Source organism: Sphingomonas sp. dw_22, assembly GCF_018449795.1.
Classification (GTDB): Bacteria; Pseudomonadota; Alphaproteobacteria; order Sphingomonadales; family Sphingomonadaceae; genus Sphingomonas.
The window spans coordinates 1-18,638 of the sequence record NZ_JAAVVE010000043.1 but is presented as its reverse complement, the minus strand read 5'-3'; the positions used below and the strand labels follow the sequence as shown (position 1 = coordinate 18,638).

22 protein-coding genes and 1 pseudogene are annotated in these 18,638 nt (G+C 68.0%); 15 read left to right on the top strand and 8 right to left on the bottom strand.

Annotation, left to right across the window (positions count from 1 at the left end; all coding sequences use genetic code 11):
* Positions 1-48 precede the first annotated feature (48 nt).
* From HB724_RS16385 to HB724_RS16370, 4 genes are all read left to right on the top strand, one after another.
* Complete coding sequence (locus tag HB724_RS16385) at positions 49-648, top strand: TetR/AcrR family transcriptional regulator (RefSeq protein ID WP_213982020.1); 600 nt, start codon at positions 49-51, stop codon at positions 646-648.
* Positions 649-666: 18 nt separating this feature from the next.
* Positions 667-1,020 carry a DUF3817 domain-containing protein gene (locus HB724_RS16380; RefSeq protein WP_213982019.1) on the top strand — a complete coding sequence of 118 codons (354 nt, stop codon included), beginning with the start codon at positions 667-669 and terminating at the stop codon, positions 1,018-1,020.
* Complete coding sequence (locus HB724_RS16375) at positions 1,017-1,427, top strand: CopD family protein (protein WP_213982018.1); 411 nt, start codon at positions 1,017-1,019, stop codon at positions 1,425-1,427. The genes HB724_RS16380 and HB724_RS16375 overlap by 4 nt, the downstream gene beginning before the upstream one ends.
* Before the next feature lie 79 nt (positions 1,428-1,506).
* Positions 1,507-2,397 carry an ROK family protein gene (locus HB724_RS16370; protein WP_213982017.1) on the top strand — a complete coding sequence of 297 codons (891 nt, stop codon included), beginning with the start codon at positions 1,507-1,509 and terminating at the stop codon, positions 2,395-2,397.
* A gap of 398 nt (positions 2,398-2,795) precedes the next feature.
* Here HB724_RS16370 and HB724_RS16365 read toward each other — a convergent pair whose 3' ends face one another.
* A complete protein-coding gene (locus HB724_RS16365) occupies positions 2,796-3,419 on the bottom strand; it encodes a DNA-3-methyladenine glycosylase 2 family protein (RefSeq protein ID WP_213982016.1) in 624 nt (207 codons plus the stop codon).
* Between the two features lie 63 nt (positions 3,420-3,482).
* On the opposite strand from HB724_RS16365, the gene HB724_RS16360 reads away from it, so the two are divergent.
* From HB724_RS16360 to HB724_RS16350, 3 genes are read left to right on the top strand one after another with little or no spacing between them, the layout of a single operon-like run.
* On the top strand, positions 3,483-3,800 hold the full coding sequence (locus HB724_RS16360) for a 2Fe-2S iron-sulfur cluster-binding protein (RefSeq protein ID WP_213982015.1): 318 nt from the start codon (positions 3,483-3,485) through the stop codon (positions 3,798-3,800).
* 2 nt (positions 3,801-3,802) lie between these two features.
* On the top strand, positions 3,803-4,894 hold the full coding sequence (locus HB724_RS16355) for a hypothetical protein (protein WP_213982014.1): 1,092 nt from the start codon (positions 3,803-3,805) through the stop codon (positions 4,892-4,894).
* Between the two features lie 24 nt (positions 4,895-4,918).
* Positions 4,919-5,455 (top strand): superoxide dismutase family protein, encoded by a 537-nt coding sequence (locus tag HB724_RS16350; protein ID WP_256731571.1) that lies wholly within the window; start codon positions 4,919-4,921, stop codon positions 5,453-5,455.
* 4 nt (positions 5,456-5,459) lie between these two features.
* Here HB724_RS16350 and HB724_RS16345 read toward each other — a convergent pair whose 3' ends face one another.
* Positions 5,460-7,028: an MFS transporter gene (locus HB724_RS16345; RefSeq protein WP_213982013.1), complete on the bottom strand. Its 1,569-nt coding sequence runs from the start codon at positions 7,026-7,028 to the stop codon at positions 5,460-5,462.
* Between the two features lie 75 nt (positions 7,029-7,103).
* On the opposite strand from HB724_RS16345, the gene HB724_RS16340 reads away from it, so the two are divergent.
* Complete coding sequence (locus HB724_RS16340; protein ID WP_213982012.1) at positions 7,104-7,577, top strand: low molecular weight protein-tyrosine-phosphatase; 474 nt, start codon at positions 7,104-7,106, stop codon at positions 7,575-7,577.
* A gap of 223 nt (positions 7,578-7,800) precedes the next feature.
* Here HB724_RS16340 and thpR read toward each other — a convergent pair whose 3' ends face one another.
* Positions 7,801-8,337 carry an RNA 2',3'-cyclic phosphodiesterase gene (gene thpR / locus HB724_RS16335; RefSeq protein ID WP_213982011.1) on the bottom strand — a complete coding sequence of 179 codons (537 nt, stop codon included), beginning with the start codon at positions 8,335-8,337 and terminating at the stop codon, positions 7,801-7,803.
* Between the two features lie 117 nt (positions 8,338-8,454).
* Between thpR and HB724_RS16330 the strand changes: the two genes are divergently transcribed.
* The 3 genes from HB724_RS16330 to HB724_RS16320 all read left to right on the top strand — a co-directional run bounded on the left by HB724_RS16330 (position 8,455) and on the right by HB724_RS16320 (position 10,653).
* On the top strand, positions 8,455-9,210 hold the full coding sequence (locus tag HB724_RS16330) for a Bax inhibitor-1/YccA family protein (RefSeq protein ID WP_213982010.1): 756 nt from the start codon (positions 8,455-8,457) through the stop codon (positions 9,208-9,210).
* Between the two features lie 140 nt (positions 9,211-9,350).
* Positions 9,351-9,689: a hypothetical protein gene (locus HB724_RS16325; protein WP_213982009.1), complete on the top strand. Its 339-nt coding sequence runs from the start codon at positions 9,351-9,353 to the stop codon at positions 9,687-9,689.
* Between the two features lie 13 nt (positions 9,690-9,702).
* Positions 9,703-10,653, top strand: a complete 951-nt coding sequence (locus tag HB724_RS16320; RefSeq protein ID WP_213982008.1) for a cation diffusion facilitator family transporter — start codon at positions 9,703-9,705, stop codon at positions 10,651-10,653.
* Here HB724_RS16320 and HB724_RS16315 read toward each other — a convergent pair.
* On the bottom strand, positions 10,650-11,519 hold the full coding sequence (locus tag HB724_RS16315; RefSeq protein ID WP_213982007.1) for a LysR family transcriptional regulator: 870 nt from the start codon (positions 11,517-11,519) through the stop codon (positions 10,650-10,652). The genes HB724_RS16320 and HB724_RS16315 overlap by 4 nt on opposite strands.
* A 105-nt stretch (positions 11,520-11,624) precedes the next feature.
* On the opposite strand from HB724_RS16315, the gene blaOXA reads away from it, so the two are divergent.
* Positions 11,625-12,461, top strand: a complete 837-nt coding sequence (gene blaOXA / locus HB724_RS16310) for a class D beta-lactamase (RefSeq protein ID WP_213982006.1) — start codon at positions 11,625-11,627, stop codon at positions 12,459-12,461.
* A 45-nt stretch (positions 12,462-12,506) separates the two neighbouring features.
* On the opposite strand, the gene HB724_RS16305 is transcribed toward blaOXA, so the two are convergent.
* The 4 genes from HB724_RS16305 to HB724_RS16290 all read right to left on the bottom strand — a co-directional run bounded on the left by HB724_RS16305 (position 12,507) and on the right by HB724_RS16290 (position 16,559).
* Positions 12,507-13,814 carry an amidohydrolase gene (locus HB724_RS16305; protein WP_213982005.1) on the bottom strand — a complete coding sequence of 436 codons (1,308 nt, stop codon included), beginning with the start codon at positions 13,812-13,814 and terminating at the stop codon, positions 12,507-12,509.
* 153 nt (positions 13,815-13,967) lie between these two features.
* Positions 13,968-14,591 carry a DUF4893 domain-containing protein gene (locus tag HB724_RS16300; protein ID WP_213982004.1) on the bottom strand — a complete coding sequence of 208 codons (624 nt, stop codon included), beginning with the start codon at positions 14,589-14,591 and terminating at the stop codon, positions 13,968-13,970.
* 28 nt (positions 14,592-14,619) lie between these two features.
* Positions 14,620-15,405: a 3-hydroxybutyrate dehydrogenase gene (locus HB724_RS16295; RefSeq protein ID WP_213982003.1), complete on the bottom strand. Its 786-nt coding sequence runs from the start codon at positions 15,403-15,405 to the stop codon at positions 14,620-14,622.
* Between the two features lie 14 nt (positions 15,406-15,419).
* Positions 15,420-16,559 (bottom strand): patatin-like phospholipase family protein, encoded by a 1,140-nt coding sequence (locus HB724_RS16290; protein WP_213982002.1) that lies wholly within the window; start codon positions 16,557-16,559, stop codon positions 15,420-15,422.
* A gap of 119 nt (positions 16,560-16,678) precedes the next feature.
* Between HB724_RS16290 and HB724_RS16285 the strand changes: the two genes are divergently transcribed.
* The 3 genes and pseudogenes from HB724_RS16285 to HB724_RS16275 all read left to right on the top strand — a co-directional run.
* Positions 16,679-17,575, top strand: a complete 897-nt coding sequence (locus HB724_RS16285; protein WP_213982001.1) for a neutral zinc metallopeptidase — start codon at positions 16,679-16,681, stop codon at positions 17,573-17,575.
* A gap of 46 nt (positions 17,576-17,621) precedes the next feature.
* Complete coding sequence (locus HB724_RS16280) at positions 17,622-18,356, top strand: alpha/beta hydrolase (protein ID WP_256731570.1); 735 nt, start codon at positions 17,622-17,624, stop codon at positions 18,354-18,356.
* A pseudogene (locus tag HB724_RS16275) lies at positions 18,335-18,638 on the top strand (hypothetical protein); the annotation flags it as partial. The gene HB724_RS16280 and the pseudogene HB724_RS16275, both read left to right, overlap by 22 nt.

Below are 18,638 nucleotides of genomic sequence, written 5' to 3'. Positions count from 1 at the left end.
AGATGCGCTGCGCTTGCAAAATAGCACGAACGTTCGTACTGGAGCAAAATGAAAGCGGAAACGACTCGAGCGAGAGTGATCGGAGAGGGGCTGCAAACGCTGAGCCAGGGCGGGCTGGCGTCGGTCACGATCGGGCGCTTGGCCGAGGCGACCGGCCTGTCGAAGAGCGGCTTGTTCGCGCATTTCCGGTCGCGTGAAGCGTTGGAGCTTGCACTGATCGAGGAAACCGCGCGGATCGCGCGAAACCATATCGTCGAACCGGCGATGCGCAATGCGGAAGGGCTGCCACGCCTGATGGCTCTGGTGGGCTTGTGGTTCGGCTGGTCGGCGCGGGCGGGATTGCGTGGCGGCTGTCCCATTGCCGCCGCGCTGTTCGAGCTCGACGATGCAGCAGGCATGGTTCGCGATCGCGTGGCCGCGCTGGACGAGGAATGGCGGGAACTGCTTCGCACCCATGTTCGGCAGGCGGTCGATCTGGGCCATCTGCATGCGGGGGACGTGGATCAGGTCGTGTGGGAACTCTGCGGCATCTATCTCGCGCATCACAGCTCGATGCGCTTTCATCACGATCCCGAAGCTGACCGGCGCGCCCAGAATGCGCTCGTCGCGCTGCTGCGCCGCAGCGGCGCCGATCCCGCGAATCTATAATCCCCTGGAGACAATCGCATGCCGCAGTCGGCCGCCCTTGCGGCAACCGCCGAAGATCTGGCGCAGATCCGGAAGCTGCGCCTGGCCTCCTTCGTCGAGGCCAGCACGCTCCTGATCCTCCTGCTGGTCGCGGTGCCGCTCAAGCATGCGTTCGGCTATTCGCTGGCGACGAGGATCATGGGACCGGTGCATGGCGCGGCGTTCGTCGCTTATGCCTGGAGCATGATCGCTACCGTCTCGGGCGGCGGCTGGTCCCGGCGTGAGATAGCGCGGTTGGGCTTCGCCGCCTTCGTTCCGTTCGGGGGCTTTCTCAACGCCGGCCTGCTGCGACGAAAGCAGGCGATCCTCGCCGGGCGGGAGATGCGGCCATGATGCCGTATCTCTGGGTGAAGGCGGTGCATGTGGCTTGCGTCCTGCTCTTCATCGGCGGCCTGTTCTCGCAGTCCTTCGCCGTGGCGGCCGGCCAGCGCGGCGATGCCGGGGCGGTGGCACTCGCCTCCCACTGGGATCGCCGCGTCACCGTGCCGGCGATGCTCTTCGTCTGGCTGACGGGTGCCGCGATCGCCGCGGAGGGGGGCTGGTTCGGAAGTCCGTGGCTGTGGGGGAAGCTCGTCCTCGTCCTCGCCTTGACGGGGCTGCATGGCGTCCAGTCCGGCAGGCTCCGGCGGCTGCGAAGGGGCGACCCGTTGCAGACACGCATGCGAGCCGTCCACATCGCGGCATTCATTGCCTCGTCGGCCGCATGCATCGCTATCCTGGTGGTGGTAAAACCATTCTGAGGCGGCTCTCAAGGGCCGGGTCCACGATCGATACGATCCCCCTTTTGCGCCCGCAGCGCGACTAGGCTAGCTCCGAGCCATGAACCCATCTCCGTTGATTGCCGGGCTGGAGCTCGGCGGCACCAAATGCGTCGCGCTGCTGGCGGCCGGCCCCGGCGATATCCGCGCCCGCGAGACGATCCCCACCACCGATCCTGCCACGACGCTCGCCGCGATCGAGGCGGTGCTCGACGGCTGGGAATTCGACGCGATCGGCGTCGCCAGCTTCGGGCCGCTGGAGCTCAACCCGGCGATGCCCGATTTCGGATCGATCACCGCCACCACCAAGCCCGGCTGGACCGGCACCGATCTCGCGAACCGGCTGAAGGCGCGCTACGCCCGGCCGCTCGGCTTCCAGACCGACGTCAACGGCGCCGCGATCGCGGAAGGCCGCTGGGGCGCCGCGCAGGGCATGGCCACGCATGTCTATATCACGATCGGCACCGGCGTCGGCGTCGGCATGATCGCCGGCGGGCGGCCCGTGCAGGGCGTCGCGCATGGCGAGGCGGGGCATATGCGGGTGCCGCGCCTGCCCGGCGACACCTATCCGGGCTGGTGCCGCTTCCATGGCGACTGCGTCGAGGGGCTGATCGCCGGCCCCGCGCTTGCCGAGCGCTTCGGCCGGCCGGGCAAGGAACTGCCCGACGACGGGCCGCAATGGGATCTGTTCGTCCATGATCTGGGCGGGCTGCTCCACAATCTGGTCGCGACCGCGGCGCCCGAGCGCATCGCCATCGGCGGCGGCGTGATCGCGGCGCGCGAGCATCTGTTTCCCCGCCTGCGCGCGCGGCTGGCCGAGAGCCTGGGCGGCTATGGCTCGCTGGCTGCCTATGCCGCCGATCTGGACCGCAGGCTGGGACCGCCGGGTCTCGGCTCGCTGGCCGGCCCGCTCGGCGCGATCGCGATGGGGCTGGAGGCGATCGGCGCTTAGGGCGAGCTTCCGCTTCCTCCGTTGCCCGGCTTCGGCCGGGGTGACGGAAATGGAGTGTCCATCTTGCAAAATAGGATTTCGGCGCCGATCGAGAGGATCGGCTCTTTCTCATTGTCGAGGTCTCGAAAAACGCGGAATCCGGGAAGGAAGGGTTTTTCGCAATACTGGTGTCAACCGTGTCAATCGATCGGGTCGGCCGAACCCCCGCCTTGGAGCCTGATCCACCGATATCGAAGCACTTCCCCGGCGAAGGCCGGGGCCCAGTTTCCACGCAGCCGAAGCGATAGGACGACGCCTCCATCGCATCGCAACTGGGCTCCGGCCTTCGCCGGGGAAGTGCCTGATAGCCGGTCGCAGGCCTGGCGTGACGGTTCGTGCAAAGCTGATCGGATACGAATCTAGATCACCGCCATATCTACCTTGTAGTGATGCCAGGCGAAGATCGCCGCCGCGCCGCGATGCGGCCGCCAGGGTTCGGCGAGGGCGCGAGTCAGTTTCTCGCTCGGCCGCTCGGCATGGCCCAGGATGCGGCCGATCTCGACCTGCACCGCCAGGTCGCCGGCGGGCCAGACGTCCGGACGTCCTTCCGCAAGGAGCAGGTAGATTTCGGCGGACCAGCGGCCGATGCCCTTGATCCGGGTAAGCGCGGCGATCGCTTCCTCATCGTCCCCTGGCAGATGGGCGAGATCCAGCCGGCCGCTGGTCACTTCCTCGGCCAGGCTGCGGGCATAGCCGGCCTTCTGGCGCGACAGGCCCGCGGCGCGCAGCGCTTCGTCCGGGGCGGCGGCGATCGTGGCGGGATCGGTGAGGTCGCCCAGCGCATCCGCCAGCTTGTTCCAGATCGATTGCGCGGCGGCGACGCTCACCTGCTGGCCGATGATCGTGCGCAGCAGCGTCTCATGGCCCCGCTCCCGGATGCGCGGCTCGGGATAGCCGGCGCGCTCCAGCGCTGCCGCGAAGGCCGGCTCGATCCCCGCCAGCGCGTCGATCGACGCCCTTAGCTGCGCGGCGCTCAGGCCCATCGGCGGCATCCTTGAACTTGTGTGGGATCGGCGGCATGGACTTGGCCGAACAAGGAGATCTTCATGCCCAAGCTTATCGTCGTCACCAGGGAAGGGGAAGAACGCGAAGTCGCTGGCGAGGCGGGGTTGAGCGTGATGGAGGTGATCCGCGACAATGGGTTCGACGAGCTGCTCGCCCTGTGCGGCGGCTGCTGCAGTTGCGCGACCTGCCATGTCCATGTCGATCCGGAATTTGCGGCCAAACTCCCGCCGATGAGCGAGGACGAGAACGACCTGCTCGACAGTTCGTCGGACCGCAACGAACAGTCGCGGCTCTCGTGCCAGATTCCGTTCACCGATGCGCTGGACGGGCTGCGCGTGACGATCGCGGCCGAGGATTGAGCATGGCGCGGGGCGCGCGGCTGGCGATCGCGCTTGCCGGCGCGTTCCTGTCGCTCGCCCCCGGCACGGCGCTGGCCCAGTGCCGGCCGGTGGAGGACAGCGTCAGCCAGTCCGGCGAGGGGCAGTTCATCCGGATCGATGCCGAGGCCACCGCCCGGCTGGCCGAGATCGGCCTGGATCGCGCGGCGATCTTCGCCCGCATGGCCGAGACGTCGATCCCCGAGACGATGGGCTGCTGGGCGATGCCGGCGGGCAATTTCGACAGCCAGCTCATCTCGGTCGGCATGTCGCAATGGAATTACGGCACCGGCAGCCTCCAGCCGGTGCTCCAGGCATGGCGCGACGGATTCCATTCGCGCCGCAAGTTCAAGCGCGCATTGAAGGCGCTGGCGCCGACCTATGGCAAGCTGCTCTTCTCGAAGCATTGCCTGGCGGTGCCGGTCCGCGACAAATGCCGCGACGGTATCCTCGCGGCGGAGGATGCGGCGGGCAAGCTCGGCCCGGTGCTCGAAGCCGAGCTGACCGCGCTGTTCGAGGACGACCGGATGCTCCAGGTCCAGACCGACTTCTATGTCGCGCTGCTCGATCAGGTGCGGCTCGATCTGCGGCGCGTGTTCCCGGTGGGGCCGATGACGATGCGCAAGGTCCGCTGGGCGATCGATACCCGCGTCCAGCAGGGCGGCCTGCCCGCCGACGAGGACATCGCCCGGCTGCGCGCCAAGCTCGCGGCGATGCCGGCGGAGGAGCGCCTGCCGCGGCTGCGGGCGATTGTCGCCTGGTACAATGCCCTGTCCGAGACGATCGACCAGGATGGGATCAAGCGCGACTATGCCTGGAACGTGCGGCACTGGAGCTGCATGATCGACACGGGGCTGGTCGATCCCGAGCAGTATGAGATGCTGCACCTCACCTTCCTGCGCAGCCGCACCGCGATCGGCAACAGCGGGCGGTGGCAGGCGCTCACCTTCGAGCGGCGGGCGAAGATCATTCTGGGCGTTGGCAGCGTCAGCGGCAAGCAGGACGGCGAATGTGGGGCACCTGTGGCCCCAAGCCCCTTGGAACCGGCCGCCGATGCGGCCATTACGTTGCGATAGGTTATCAGCGGGAGTTTGGATGCCATGACAGGTCTGCGGATGGGGGCGGCAGCGATTGCCGTGTTGCTGCTGGCGGGGGGATGCACGAGCCCCGAGAAGAATGCGCGCTACATGGCCGGGCATTTCCGCGCCCAGGCCGATCTGCGCACCGCGGACGGCAAGGACGTCGGCAAGGCGGTGGCCGAGGAGATCGACGGCGCGATCCGCGTGATCGTGGAGGCGCACGGCCTGCCCCAGGGCACGCACGGCACGCATGTCCACGCCGTCGGCAAGTGCGAAGGGCCCGATTTCGCCAGCGCGGGCGGGCATTGGAACCCGACGACGCACCAGCATGGCAAGGACAATCCGATGGGTCCGCATGCCGGCGATCTGCCCAATCTCCAGGTCGGCGAGGACGGCGCCGATCGCACCATCTTCACTCTTGCCGGCGGCACCTTCGCCGGGCTGATGGACGAGGACGGCGCGGCGCTGGTGATCCATGCCAATGCCGACGACTACAAGACCGATCCCTCGGGCAACAGCGGCGGGCGGATCGCCTGCGGCGTCTTCCACGCGATGTAGCGCATCAGATCGGTTCTCCCGCCGCCCGGGCACGCGCCTCGCGCGTCGCCTCGGCGCCGGGCAGCCAGCGATAGGCGCCCAGGATCGCCGCGAGCGCTACCGGCAGCGTGACGAGCAGCGAGAGCACGCCGGTCGCCAGGTCGCCAGTCAGCGTCGAGACGCGGCCGGCAAGATAGGGGCCGAGCGCCAGCCCCAGCAGCGTCGTGCCGATGAAGAAGGCGGCGGTGGCCGTGCCGCGCATCCGGGGCAGCACCAGATCCTGCGTCGTCGCGGCTGCCGCGCCGAGCGCGCCGCAGGTGAGGAACTGCGCGATCGGCAGCATGACGTAGAACATCGCCTGGCTGCTCGCGGTGAAGGTGAGGACGATCGGCAGCACCGGCGCCACGCAGCCGAACAGGATGACGTGGATGCGCCCCACCGGGCTGCGCTCGCGCAGCGCGTCCGCCACCCGGCCGCCCAGGGTGATGCCCAGGAAGCCCGCCAGCGCCGCCGGGGCGCCGATCCAGAAGCCGACCTGGCCGAGATGCTCGGGCGGAATATCGAAGGTGCGGCGCACGAAGCTCGGCGCGAAGGCGGCGACCGAATAGGCCAGGAAGGCGTTCAGGCCATAGGCCACGACCACGCACAGAAAGGCCGGGCTGCCGACGATCAGCGCATAGGTCGGCGGATCGCGGCGCTTGAGCGCCACCGCCCAGCTATAGACCGCATAGACGCCGATGCCGACCGCGACCCATTGCGGGATCGGCTCGCCGAGCCACACCAGGCCGGTGACGATCGCGGCGATCAGCAGCAGCACCGCGACGTTGCGGACCAGCACGGCCGCGCCGCCCTGTGCCGCGCCGATCAGGGTGAAGGGCGGGACGATGGTGAGCAGCTCGTTCAGGAAGGCGCGGAACGGGGCGGGGTGAGGCGGCGTCGCGATCCCTTCGGAATGGCCGCGTACCGGCTCGCGCAGGGTGAAGATCCACGCCGCGACGATCAGGCCGGGGATACCGACGGCGAGGAAGGCCGCCTGCCAGCCGACCAGCCCCAGCGGCCCGCCGCCGGGATAGGCGAGGTTCCATTTCTGGACGATCAGCGCACCGATGAAGAGCGAGAAGCCGCCGCCCAGATAGATGCCGGAGGAGTAGATCGCGAGCGCGGTGGCGCGCAGCCGCTTGGGGAACCAGTCCGAGATCAGCGAATAGGCGGCGGGGCTCGCGGTCGCCTCGCCGACGCCGACGCCGATGCGGGCGAGCGACAGCGCGGTGCCGCTCCGCGCGAAGCCCGACAGCGCGGTCATCGTCGACCACAGCGCCAGCCCCAGCGTCATCAGCCGCACCCGGTGCCAGCTATCGGCCAGCCGGCCGAGCGGGATGCCGAACAACGCATAGAAGACGCCGAAGGCGGTGCCGTATAGGAAGCCGATATCCTGATCCTTCAGCCCCAGGTCGCGCTTGATGTCGTCGGCCAGGATCGAGAGGATCTGGCGATCGACGAAATTGAGGATATAGACCAGCAGCAACAGCCCCAGCACATACCAGGCATAGGGACCGGCCTTCGTCTCGGCAGGCACAGGGGCCGCTGACGCCATCATCTCTCTCCCTTTTATGTTCTGGGAGGGAGGCTAACAGAACATACCGTATTTACGAAAGAGGCTTTTCCAACGATGCGTCCGCCCTCCTTCCTGTTCGTCTGCCTGGGCAATATCTGCCGTTCGCCGCTGGCCGAGGCGGCGTTCGTCGCGGCGGCGGCGCGGGCGGGCGTCGCGGTGGTGGCCGATTCGGCGGGGACCGGCGGCTGGCATGCCGGCGATCCGCCCGATCGGCGCTCCCAGGCCGTGGCGCGGCGCTACGGCGTGGATATTTCAGGCCAGCGCGCCCGGCAGGTGCGCCGCGCCGATTTCCGGGAGTTCGACCATATCCTGGCGCTCGATCCGCAGAACCTGCGCGACCTCCACGCGATCGCGCCGGCCGATGCGAGCGCCCGCATCGCGCTGCTGATGGACCCTGTGCCGGGGCGGGCGGGTCAGGGGGTGCGCGATCCCTATTATGGCGGCGAGGCGGATTTCGACGAAGTGTGGGGCGATGTCAGCGCGGCGGCCGATGCGCTGGTGGCGATGCTGATGCGGGAGGGCGGTTGACTCGCCGGTTGACTCATTTGACTCTCCATGGGGTTTTCGGTTGCTGCCTGGCACCGATGCCTGGACGCCGACCCGGCCTGTCGGTTGACTCATTTGACTCTCTACGCGCGCGCCTTTGCTACGTGGGTCGCGTGCTTCTGGTGGGTCTGGACGATGAGAAAGAGCCGGTCCTTCGATCTGCCCTCAAATCCTACATTGCAAGGGCGATGGTCTGGGTCGGAATTTACCCGCCCAGCGGATACCGCTCCACCGCCTCGTAAACCGCGCCTTCGCGCCCCAGCGTGCTTTCGAACAGCAGGAAATGCTCCACCGCGAACGGCGCGCTCGCGAGGCCCGCATGCGTTTCGAGGAAGCGATCGGTGGTGCCGGCGGCGGCGTTCATCCGGGCCAGGGTGATGTGCGGCAGATAGGCGCGGCGCTCGGGCTCCTGGCCGGCGCGGACGATCGCCTGGTCGATCTTGTGGTGGAGTTGGGTCAGCGCGTCGTGCGGACGCAGGCCCGCCCAGAGCGCATTGGGGCGGCCGCGGCTGTCGAACTGGCCGACGCCGTCCAGCGCGATCTCGAAGGCGGGGAAGCGCACGGTGCCGAGCGCGACCGCGATGTCCTCGGCCGCGTGGCGGTCCACCTCGCCGATGAAGCGCAGCGTGCAATGGAGCTGCGCGTCGCTCTGCCAGCGCGCGCCGGGCACGCCGCCCATAAGGCTCAGCAATTGCGCGCGAATGGCGGCTGGGGGACGGATGCCGACGAACAGGCGGTGCATGATGCGCTCTTCCTTAACCAGGCCTGCCCCATGCGCGAACCGGTTTTACTTGAAAACAGGCCCGGCGAGGGCGATATTCCCGTCATCCGGCAGATGTGCCGGGCAAAGGAGTTTTGAATGGCAAACTGGTCGGATCCCCGGACGAGCGCCGCGCCCTATGCGACAGCGGGTGCACGTGCCGCTTCGTATGATGCGGGGCTCAGAGCCTATATGCTGTCGGTCTACAACTACATGCTCTCGGGCGTGCTGCTGACGGGCATCGTCGCGCTGCTGTTCGGCAAGGTCGAGGCGCTGCAGAGCGTGCTGTTCCAGGCCACCGAGCGCGGATATTCGCCGACCCTGCTCGGCTGGATCGTCACGCTCTCGCCGCTGGCGATCGTGTTCGCGATGAGCTTCGGCCAGGGCCGCATGTCCGAATCGACGCTGAAGACCTTGTTCTTCGCCTATGCGGGGCTGCTCGGCGCATCGCTGTCGACGATCTTCCTCGCCTATACCGATACGTCGATCGCGCAGGTGTTCTTCGGCACGGCCGCCGGTTTCGGCGCGCTGAGCCTGTGGGGCTACACCACGAAGAAGGATCTGTCGGCGTTCGGCACGTTCCTCATCATCGGGCTGGTGGGCCTGATCGTGGCGTCGATCGTCAACCTGTTCTTGCAATCGGGCATGATGAGCCTGGTGATCAGCGTGCTCGGCGTGCTGATCTTCGCGGGGCTGACGGCCTATGACACGCAGAAGATCAAGAGCATGTACGCCTATGTCGCGGGTACCCGCGAGCAGGGCAAGGTCGCGATCATGGGGGCGCTGAACCTCTATCTCGACTTCATCAACATGTTCCTCTTCCTGCTGCGCCTGTTCGGCAGCCAGCGGAACTAGGCTCCGGCAGAACGGATGTGAAATCACCGGCCCGGCGAGAGATCGCCGGGCCGGTTTTCTTTTGCGTCCGCCGTGTTTCCTGTCGGGAACGCGACTCAGGGGGTGGTCGTTACAGCAGGGCAACGCTCAGGAGAGTGAACATGATGGACGCCAACCCGATTGATCCGGCGCTCGACGCGATGGCCGTGGCGCCCGGACCCGAAAGCGACGAAACCAAGCCGTCTTCCACACCCAAGGACGCCGGCGCGGACAAGTCGATCCTTGAACGGCTCGAACGCAATCCGGAGAGCAAGGAGGCACGGCTGGACCGTGCGCTCGACGAATCGATGGATGCTTCGGACCCGCCCGCATCGACCCAGCCGGTGCATAATCACGAGCCGCCCGAAAGCTCGGGCTATGATGCCAAGGCCGAGAAGAAGCTCGCCGCCGGCAACCGGGGGATAGTGGGCAGGATATTGTCCAGAATCGGCCTTGGTTGAGGTCCGCTAGCTAGTGGGGGCGTCTCCCGCGTCGGGATGGCGCGCCGATATCGTCCTCTATGCGGCCCTGCTCGCCAATCTGGGGATCGCCGTCGCGAAGTTCATCGCGGCGGCGATCACCGGTTCGTCCTCGATGCTTACCGAGGGCGTCCATTCGATGGTGGATACCGGCAACCAGGGCCTGCTGCTCTACGGCCAGTATCGCGCCAAGCGGCCAGCGGATGCGGAGCATCCGTTCGGCTATGGCCGCGAACTCTATTTCTGGGCGTTCGTCGTCGCGATTCTGATCTTCGGGCTGGGCTCGGGCGTGTCGGTCTATGAGGGCTGGCTGCATATCGCCGATCCCGAGCCGCTGCACGATCCGCTGGTGAACTATGTCGTGCTCGGCGTCGCCTTCCTCCTGGAGGGCACCTCCTGGACGATCGCGATGCGCGAGTTCGCGGCGGCGAAGGACGATGCGTCCTGGTGGCAGGCGGTGCGCAATTCGAAGGATCCGGCGACGTTCATCGTGCTGTTCGAAGATTCGGCGGCGCTGGCGGGGCTGATCGTGGCGGCGACCGGGGTGTGGGCGAGCCATGCCTGGGGCGATCCGCGGATCGATGGCTGGGCGTCGATCGTGATCGGGGTGATCCTGGCGGGCGTCGCGGCGCTGCTGGCGCGCGAGGCCAAGGGGTTGCTGATCGGCGAGCGGGCCAATCCGGCGCTGATCCGCGAGGTGCGCGCGATGCTGGAGGCCGAGCCCTGCATTACCGCGGTCAATCATGTCCGGACGATCCACACCGCGCCCGACCGGGTGTTCGTCGCGATCAGCGCGGACTTCGCCGACACGCTGCCGATGGGCGAGGCCGAGAGCCTGATCGAGCGGATCGAGGCGCGGCTGAAGGCGAAGCTGCCGCAATTGAGCTCGATCTATATCCGGCCGGAGAAGCGCGAGGATGCTCTGGACGCGGTGGCGATGGGCTAGAAGCCGTTCTCCGTCACGATCCATTCGCGGAATGCCGTCATCGCCGGGCTCGGCGTGCGCGACTTGAGCCAGGTGAGCCAGTAGCGGCCCGCCGGCACCTCCAGCGCGAAGGGGCGAACCAGCGCGGTCTGCTCGATACGGCGGGCGAGCATCGCGGGCGGGGCGAGCGCGACGCCCAGGCCCTGCATCGCCGCCTCGGCCATTACCAGCGAGGAATCGAAGACCGGGCCGCGCAGCGTCGGCGCGGCGAGGCCGGCGGCGGCGAACCAGCGCGGCCATTCGTCGGCGCGGTAGGACCGGAGCAGCGGGCGGGCGAGCAGGTCGCGGGGTTCGTGGAGCTCACGGGCCAGCGCCGGGGTGCAGAGCGGGGTGAGCGGAGTCTCGATCAGCGGCAGTGCCTCGGTGCCATGCCAGGCGCCGTCGCCGAAGCGGATCGCATAGTCGAGGCCCTCGCCGGCCAGATCGACCCGGTTGTTGTTGGTGAACAGCCGCAGGTCGATGCGCGGGTGAGCGGCGCGGAAGGCGGGGAGGCGCGGCATCAGCCAGCCCGCCGCGAAGGTGCCGACCGCGGCGACCGAGAGGAGCTGCGCCGCGGTGCCCTCGGCCAGGCCCTCGACCAGCTCGGCGATGCGATCGAAGCTCTCGGCGAGTGCGGGCAGCAGCGCCTGCCCCTCGTCGGTGAGCGCCAGGCCGCGCGGCAGGCGGCGGAAGAGCCGGACGCCGAGCCGTGCTTCCAGTCCCTTCACCTGGTGGCTGATCGCCGCCTGGGTGACGCAAAGCTCGATTGCGGCGCGGGTGAAGCTGAGATGGCGGGCCGACGCCTCGAAGGCGCGGAGCGCGTTGAGGGGGAGGTGCGGGCGGACCATCGCCGATGCATAAGATTATCTAATGGCTCCTGCCAGCTATGATCCTTTGCGGGGCCGTGCTCCGGCGCCTTAATCGAGTGCCTGTAACCAAGGAGGGCAGTGGGCATGAAACTCGATCGGCGGACTTTTGCGGGAACCCTATTGCTGGGCGCGGGCGGGGCAATCGCAGGTTTTCCGGGCGTGGGTGCCGCCGCGCCGGCGGCGCGGCGGCTGCGCGCGACCGTGGTGGCGGACGGTGCCACCGGACGGATGATCCATCGTTCCGGGCTTGCCGCGACCCGGTTCACGCCCTGCTCGACCTTCAAGATTCCCTTGGCCTTGATGGGCTTCGACAGCGGGATCCTCCAGGACGCGCACCATGCGGCCTGGGACTATGATCCCGCGCGCCACCGCGCGAGCCGCGACGTGGAGCGGCAGCGGACCGATCCGGCTTCGTGGGAGACGAACTCGGTGGTCTGGTATTCGCGCGAGATCACCGCGCGGCTGGGGATGCCGCGCTTCCAGGCCTATGTGGACCGCTTCGGCTATGGCAATCGCGACCTTTCGGGCAATCCGGGCAAGCGGGACGGGTTGAGCGAGGCGTGGCTCGGCACGTCGCTCGCCATCTCGCCCGACGAGCAGGTGGCGTTCCTGCGGCGGATGCTGGCACACCGGCTGGTCTCGGCCTCGGCGCATGCGAAGGCCGAAAGCGTGATCCCGGTATTCGAGGGCTCGGGCGGCTGGACGGTGCACGGCAAGACCGGCAGCGGCCGGCTCAAGGATGCGACGGGACGGGTGAACCAGGGTCCGTTGCTCGGCTGGTTCGTCGGCTGGGCCGACAAGGGCGCGCGGCGCGTGGTCTTCGCGCGGTTCGGCGCGGGCGAGGGGATGCCGCTTGACGGCGCCGGAGGCAAGGCGCTGCGCGACGCGCTGCTCGCCGAGATCGGGAAGCTGGCGGGATAGTCCGCTGGCGGTATCGGCCTCATCGTAGGGATGAGGCCGATTGCGTCACTTCTTGAGGATGTCCAGCGCCGCGGCGGTCATCGCCTCGGTCGCGGTGGCGATCACGGCTTCGGCGTCGGGCGCCCAATAGGCGCTGTGAAGCGAGGGGAGGCTGGCCTTGCCGGCCTGTGCCGCATCCCATTTGTCCCGGGGCACGCCGCCGACCCAGAAGATCGTGCTCTCGATCGACTTGTCGGCGAGATAATAGCGGCCGAAATCCTCGCCGCCCATCACCGAGGGCGTCTCGACCACGCGGTCACGCCCGAAGCGGCCGGTGAACAGGGTGAGCAGGCGGCCGGAAAGCGGCGGGGTGTTGTAGGTTGCGGGGGTGAACTCGTTCTGGATCGTCACTTCGGGCATGCGGTCCTCGGGCACGCCCGCCGCGATCGCCTCGCCTTTGGCGATGCGGGCGATGCCGTCGAGGAGCTGCTTGCGCACCTCGGGCGTGAAGCTGCGCACAGTGAGCAGCATCGTCACTTCGCTGCCGATGATATTGTGCTTCGAGCCGCCCTGGATGCTGCCGACGGTGACGACGGCGGGCTGCTGGGGATCGACCTCGCGGCTGACCAAAGTCTGGAGCGTGGTGACGATGCGCGCGGCGAGGACGATCGGATCCTTGGTGGTGTGCGGATAGGCACCGTGGCCGCCCACGCCCTTCACGACGATGTTGACCGAGTCGACGTTCGCCAGCGCATAGCCCGAAGTCACGCCGATCTGCCCGGCGGGCTGGCTGGCGCTGTCGTGGAAGGCGAGGGCGTATTGCGGCTTGGGGAAGCGGGTGAACAGCCCGTCCTCGAGCATCATGCGGGCGCCCATGCCGCGCTCCTCGGCGGGCTGGGCGATCATCACCAGCGTGCCGTGCCACTCAGATTTCATCGCCGCGAGATTGCGCAGCGTGCCGATCCAACTCGCCATATGGGTGTCATGGCCGCAGGCGTGCATCACGCCGGTCTCGATCCCTTCCTCGGTGGTGGCGCGGACCTTGGAGGCGAAGGGGAGGCCGGTCTGCTCGACCACCGGGAGCCCGTCCATGTCGGCGCGGATCAGCAGGATCGGGCCGGCGCCGTTCTTCAGTACCGCGACGACACCAGTGCCGCCGACCTTCTCGGTGACTTCATAGCCTGCCTTGCGCGCCTCGGCGGCGAGGATGCCGGCGCTGCGGACCTCGTGCAGGCTGAGCTCGGGATTGGTGTGGAAGTCGCGATAGAAATCGAGGAGTTGGGGCAGCGCCTTTTGCGTGGCGTCATGCACCGGATCGGCGGAGGCGGGCGCGGCGAGAGTCATCGCGGTTGCGAGCAGCAAGGTCCGGAGCATAGGGTTTCCCACGTCATGGAGCCGGGAGTGTCGCGTGGGGCGCGAGGCATGTCAAACGGCGTGCAGCTATCCGGGGAGGCGCGCGCAGATACCTTCCTCTTCGTCACCCCGGCACTGTGCGGCCGGGGTGACGGGTTTTCGTAAATGCTGGCGCTATTCCGCTGGAACCAGCTCGGTGACGTCCAGCTTCGATTCGAAGCGGGGATAGGGCATCACCAAGCGCCAGCGTCTCGCTTCGATCTTCTCGAAATAGCCGACGATGTCGCGATCGTCGTCGATGCCGTAGCGCAGCGGCGCGCTCTCGTCGCCGAGGACCAGCGTGCCCAGGAAGATCGCGCGCGCCGCGGTGTCCGGGAAGAGCAGGCCGGTGGGGCGCTGCGATCCGGTCAGCTTGGTCAGCGCCTTCGCCTGGCCCTGATCGGTGACGCTGCATTCGAACCAGGGATAGGCGACGAAGGCGAGCGGCGCCGTGCCGGCTTTGCCCAGCTTGAAGGTGCGGCAGCGATATCTGCCGGCGGGGGGCAGCGCATCGGGAAGCGCGCGATCGGGATCGAACAGCACCGGATCGGCGGCGATCACGCCGTTATCGGCCGTCTTCGCCTCGGGCAGCGCCTCGTCCCAGGCCTGACGCCAGGTGCGCAGGCTGTCGCGATCCGAATCGGTCGCCACGGCGCGCCAGTTCGCGCCGGGATCGATCCGCGGGGACGTCGCGTCGCGATAGACGCTGCACCCCCCCAGCATCCCGGCAAGCGCGGCTGCGGCGAAAATCGGCTTCATCCGGCGATATTTCCCTTGGCTGCGCGGATCACTCGGCGGTCCAGCCGCCGTCGATCGAATAGTTGGAGCCGGTGATCTGCGCGGCTTCGTCCCGGCAGAGGAAGAGCAGCAAGGCCGCGACCTGTTCCGGCTGGACGAACTCCTTGGTCGGCTGGGCATCGAGCAACACGTCGTTGAGCACCTGCTCGCGGGTCATGTTGCGCGCCTTCATCGTGTCCGGGATCTGGTTTTCCACCAGCGGCGTCCAGACATAGCCGGGCGAGATGCAGTTGACCGTGATGCCGAAGGTCGCGGTCTCCAGCGCAGCGGTCTTGGTGAGGCCGGCGATGCCGTGCTTGGCGGCGACATAGGCGGACTTGTTGGGGCTGGCGACCAGGCTGTGCGCGGAGGCGGTGCTGATGATGCGGCCCCATTTCTTCGCCTTCATGCCCGGGATCGCCGCGCGCATCAGGTGGAAGGTCGAGCTGAGGTTGATCGAGATGATCGCGTCCCACTTCTCGATCGGGAACTCGTCGATCGGCGCGACATGCTGGATGCCGGCGTTCGAGACGACGATGTCCGCGCCGCCCAGCTCGGCCTGGGCGCGGGCGACCATCGCCGCGATCTGATCGGGCTTGGTCATGTCGGCGGGATCATAGAGCGCCTTGGCGCCGCTGGTCGCCTCCAGCGCCGCGCGCTCCTTCTCGATCGCGGCGGCATCGCCGAAGCCGTTGATCATCACCGACGCGCCCTCGGCCGCGAGCGCCTTGGCATAGGCAAGGCCGATGCCCGAGGTGGAGCCGGTGACGATCGCGGACTTGCCCTTGAGGAACATGGAATACTCCTGAACTAGCGCTGGGTGAGATCAAAGGCGGCGGTGTTTCCGTCGAGGATGTTCTGCGCGACGAGCTGGGCGTTGGCCATCGTCTCGGCGACGGCGGTGCGGCCGGCCTGCCAATGCTCGTGCATCGACCGCGCGGAGAATTCGAAGTCGCGGCTGCCGCCCTCCCAGGCATTGGCGCGGTAGATGAGCTGGACCAGACTCACCGGATATTCGGAGACCCGCGCGCGCAGCTTCTTGACTTCGGGATCGTCGGCCAGATCGGGCGGGAGCCGATCGAGCAGGCGGCACACCATCTGGCGCTCCTGCCGCAGCTTGAGCCGTTCGTCCGAGACGGCGCGGGTGCGGCTGGAGAAGCGGATCTCCTTCTCGCGCGCGACGACGTCGGTGATCGTGCGGGGCAGCTCGGCGGCGGCGGGGAAGAGATCGACCTGGAAGATCAGCGTCTCCGAATCCTGCCGGTCGAGGATATGGGTCAGCGGGGTGTTGGATACGAGGCCGCCGTCCCAATAATGGCAGCCGTCGATCTCGATCGGGGGCAGGCCGGGCGGGAGCGCGCCGGAGGCCATGATGTGGCGGGCGTCGAGCTTTTCGTCGCGCGTGTCGAAATAGCGGAAATTGCCGCTGTGGAGATTGACCGCGCCTACCGAGAGCCGGACGGGTCCGTTGTTGAGCAGATCCCAGTCGATCAGCTTGTCGAGCGTCTCACGGAGCGGAGACGAATCGTAGAAGCTGAGCGCGTCCGCCGATCCCGGCACGGCGAAGGCGGGCGGGATCAGCCGCGGCGTAAAGAAACCGGGCACGCCGGACAGCATCACCATGCCGGCCGCCCATTCGTGCGAGAGCTCGCGCATCGCATCGTTCAGCGGCAGCGAGAAATCGGGGAGCGCGGCGGTGGCGCCGTCCCAGAACGCCTTGATCGCGGCGAGGCGCTTTTCGGGCGGATTGCCGGCGAACAGCGCCGCGTTGATCGCGCCGATCGAGATGCCGGCCACCCAATCGACCTCGATATGCGACTGGGCGAGCTCTTCGATCACGCCGGCCTGGAAGCTGCCCAGCGCGCCGCCGCCCTGGAGCACCAGCGCGACCGTCTCCGGCAGGGGAAGGCCGGGGGCGCGGCGGCGCGGGCGAGACTCGACATCGGCCATGGCGAGTCCTCTGACGCATCGCAGCGTAAGGAGCAATGGCGAGTTGCTGCTATGTTGAGGGGTGCAACGCTTGCGCGTCTGGGGCATTGTCGCGGGGAACGAACGAAAAGGGGTGCCCGATGCGGCTCGACGATATCGATCCCACCGAGAATGCGCGCGATCTGGGATCGGGCGGCGGTGGAGGGGGCGGCGGCTTCCCGCTGATGGGGCTGCTGCCGCTGGTCCTTGGCGGACGGATGGGCTGCGGCTCGATCGCGCTGCTGGTGATCGTCGGGCTCGGCTATCTGGCGATGTCGGGCGGCGGCGGGATGCTGGGGACGACGGGCGGTGCGGGCACCGGCCAGTCGCCGACCGCCGGCAAATCGGGTTCGGAGGTCTGCCGCGTCAACGAGCGCCGGCTGGAGGCGTGCCGGGTGATGCACAGCACCGACCTGACCTGGGAGAAGATCTTCCAGGAGGCCGGCCAGCGTTACCAGCCCGCGACGATCAACTTCTTCACCGGGGGCGCTCAGACCGGCTGCGGCGCGGCGACCTCGGCAGTCGGGCCCTTCTACTGCCCGAGCGACAAGGGCGTGTATATCGACACGGCCTTTTTCGACGAGCTGGAGCAGCGCTTCGGCGCCAAGGGCGATTTCGCCCGCGATTACGTGATCGCGCATGAGATGGGGCATCATATCCAGGATCTGCTCGGCACGTCGGACCAGGTATCCCAGGCCCAGGCGCGTGCTTCCGAGGCGGAGGGCAACCGCCTGTCGGTCAAGCTGGAGCTCCAGGCCGATTGCTTCGCGGGCGTCTGGGCGGCGCGCAACCGCGACCGGATCGAGCCCGGCGACATCGAGGAAGGCATGACGGCGGCCAACGCGATCGGCGACGATACGCTCCAGAAGCAGGCGCAGGGACGGGTGGTGCCCGACAGCTTCACCCATGGCACCTCGGCGCAGCGGATGCAGTGGCTGCGGACCGGGCTGGAGAGCGGCGATCCGTCCAAGTGCAATACCTTCGCGGATGTGCGGTAGCGTCCGCGCCGTTGCCGATATCGAGGACGAACCTTAAGCCATGGCCATGACCGAGGAACGTCCGAAGCTCGCCTATCGCCATACCCCCGGCGCGGGGCCGACGATCGTGTTCCTGTGCGGCTATGCCTCGGACATGAACGGCACCAAGGCGCTGGCGCTGGAGGAATGGGCGCGGGCGAACGGGCGGGCCTTTCTGCGCTTCGACTATGCCGGCTGCGGCGAGAGCGAAGGCGATTTCGAGGACCAGACGCTCGCCGACTGGCGCGACGACGCGCTGCGGATCATCGATCAGGTGGCGCAGGGGCCGGTGGTGCTGGTCGGATCGTCGATGGGCGGATGGATCATGCTGCTGGTGGCGAAGGCGCGGCCGGGACAGGTGCTGGGGCTGGTGGGCATCGCCGCGGCGCCCGACTTCACCGATTGGGGTTTCAGCCATGAGGAGAAGCTGCACCTGGTCGAATATAGCCGGATCGAGCAGCCCTCCGACTATTCGAACCAGCCGACCGTCACCACCCATGCCTTCTGGCAGGCGGGGGAGAGCAATCGGGTGATGGACGGGCCGATCGACTTCCACGGGCCGGTGCGGCTGCTCCAGGGGCAGAAGGATGCCGAGGTGCCGTGGGAGCGGGCGCCCGCACTGGCGGCGCTGTTCCGTTCAGACGCGGTGCAGACATGGCTGGTCAAGGACGGCGATCACCGGCTTTCGCGCGAAGGCGACATCGCGTTGATCCTCCGCGCCGTTCAGGATGTGCTTGCCCTATGCTCCTCTCCCTCCTCCTGAGCCTCCAGGACGCGACGGCCCCGGCCGCCGCGGCGACCCTCACCAAGGAGCCGCCACGCTTCTCCGCGTGCATGGATCAGGCGACCGCCGATCCCTCGGCGGGGCAGGCGGCGGCGATCCAGTGGGGCGTCGAGGGCGGCGGGATGCTGGCGCGGCAATGCCTGGGCGTCGCCTATGCCAACCAGCAGCGCTGGGGATCGGCGGCGGGTGCGTTCGAAGAGGCGGCGCGCGCGGCCGAGCTGGCGCATGATGCGCGCGCGCCGAATTACTGGCAGCAATCGG

Coding starts and splice junctions, on each gene's coding strand:
- HB724_RS16365 (WP_213982016.1), bottom strand. CDS start 3,419: ATGGGCCTGAGCGCCGCGCAGCTAAGGGCGTCGATCGACGCGCTGGCG.
- blaOXA (WP_213982006.1), top strand. CDS start 11,625: ATGAAACTCGATCGGCGGACTTTTGCGGGAACCCTATTGCTGGGCGCG.
- HB724_RS16380 (WP_213982019.1), top strand. CDS start 667: ATGCCGCAGTCGGCCGCCCTTGCGGCAACCGCCGAAGATCTGGCGCAG.
- HB724_RS16340 (WP_213982012.1), top strand. CDS start 7,104: ATGCGTCCGCCCTCCTTCCTGTTCGTCTGCCTGGGCAATATCTGCCGT.
- HB724_RS16360 (WP_213982015.1), top strand. CDS start 3,483: ATGCCCAAGCTTATCGTCGTCACCAGGGAAGGGGAAGAACGCGAAGTC.
- HB724_RS16375 (WP_213982018.1), top strand. CDS start 1,017: ATGATGCCGTATCTCTGGGTGAAGGCGGTGCATGTGGCTTGCGTCCTG.
- HB724_RS16325 (WP_213982009.1), top strand. CDS start 9,351: ATGATGGACGCCAACCCGATTGATCCGGCGCTCGACGCGATGGCCGTG.
- HB724_RS16290 (WP_213982002.1), bottom strand. CDS start 16,559: ATGGCCGATGTCGAGTCTCGCCCGCGCCGCCGCGCCCCCGGCCTTCCC.
- HB724_RS16285 (WP_213982001.1), top strand. CDS start 16,679: ATGCGGCTCGACGATATCGATCCCACCGAGAATGCGCGCGATCTGGGA.
- HB724_RS16295 (WP_213982003.1), bottom strand. CDS start 15,405: ATGTTCCTCAAGGGCAAGTCCGCGATCGTCACCGGCTCCACCTCGGGC.
- HB724_RS16350 (WP_256731571.1), top strand. CDS start 4,919: ATGACAGGTCTGCGGATGGGGGCGGCAGCGATTGCCGTGTTGCTGCTG.
- thpR (WP_213982011.1), bottom strand. CDS start 8,337: ATGCACCGCCTGTTCGTCGGCATCCGTCCCCCAGCCGCCATTCGCGCG.
- HB724_RS16385 (WP_213982020.1), top strand. CDS start 49: ATGAAAGCGGAAACGACTCGAGCGAGAGTGATCGGAGAGGGGCTGCAA.
- HB724_RS16280 (WP_256731570.1), top strand. CDS start 17,622: ATGACCGAGGAACGTCCGAAGCTCGCCTATCGCCATACCCCCGGCGCG.
- HB724_RS16305 (WP_213982005.1), bottom strand. CDS start 13,814: ATGCTCCGGACCTTGCTGCTCGCAACCGCGATGACTCTCGCCGCGCCC.
- HB724_RS16315 (WP_213982007.1), bottom strand. CDS start 11,519: ATGGTCCGCCCGCACCTCCCCCTCAACGCGCTCCGCGCCTTCGAGGCG.
- HB724_RS16300 (WP_213982004.1), bottom strand. CDS start 14,591: ATGAAGCCGATTTTCGCCGCAGCCGCGCTTGCCGGGATGCTGGGGGGG.
- HB724_RS16370 (WP_213982017.1), top strand. CDS start 1,507: ATGAACCCATCTCCGTTGATTGCCGGGCTGGAGCTCGGCGGCACCAAA.
- HB724_RS16345 (WP_213982013.1), bottom strand. CDS start 7,028: ATGGCGTCAGCGGCCCCTGTGCCTGCCGAGACGAAGGCCGGTCCCTAT.
- HB724_RS16355 (WP_213982014.1), top strand. CDS start 3,803: ATGGCGCGGGGCGCGCGGCTGGCGATCGCGCTTGCCGGCGCGTTCCTG.
- HB724_RS16330 (WP_213982010.1), top strand. CDS start 8,455: ATGGCAAACTGGTCGGATCCCCGGACGAGCGCCGCGCCCTATGCGACA.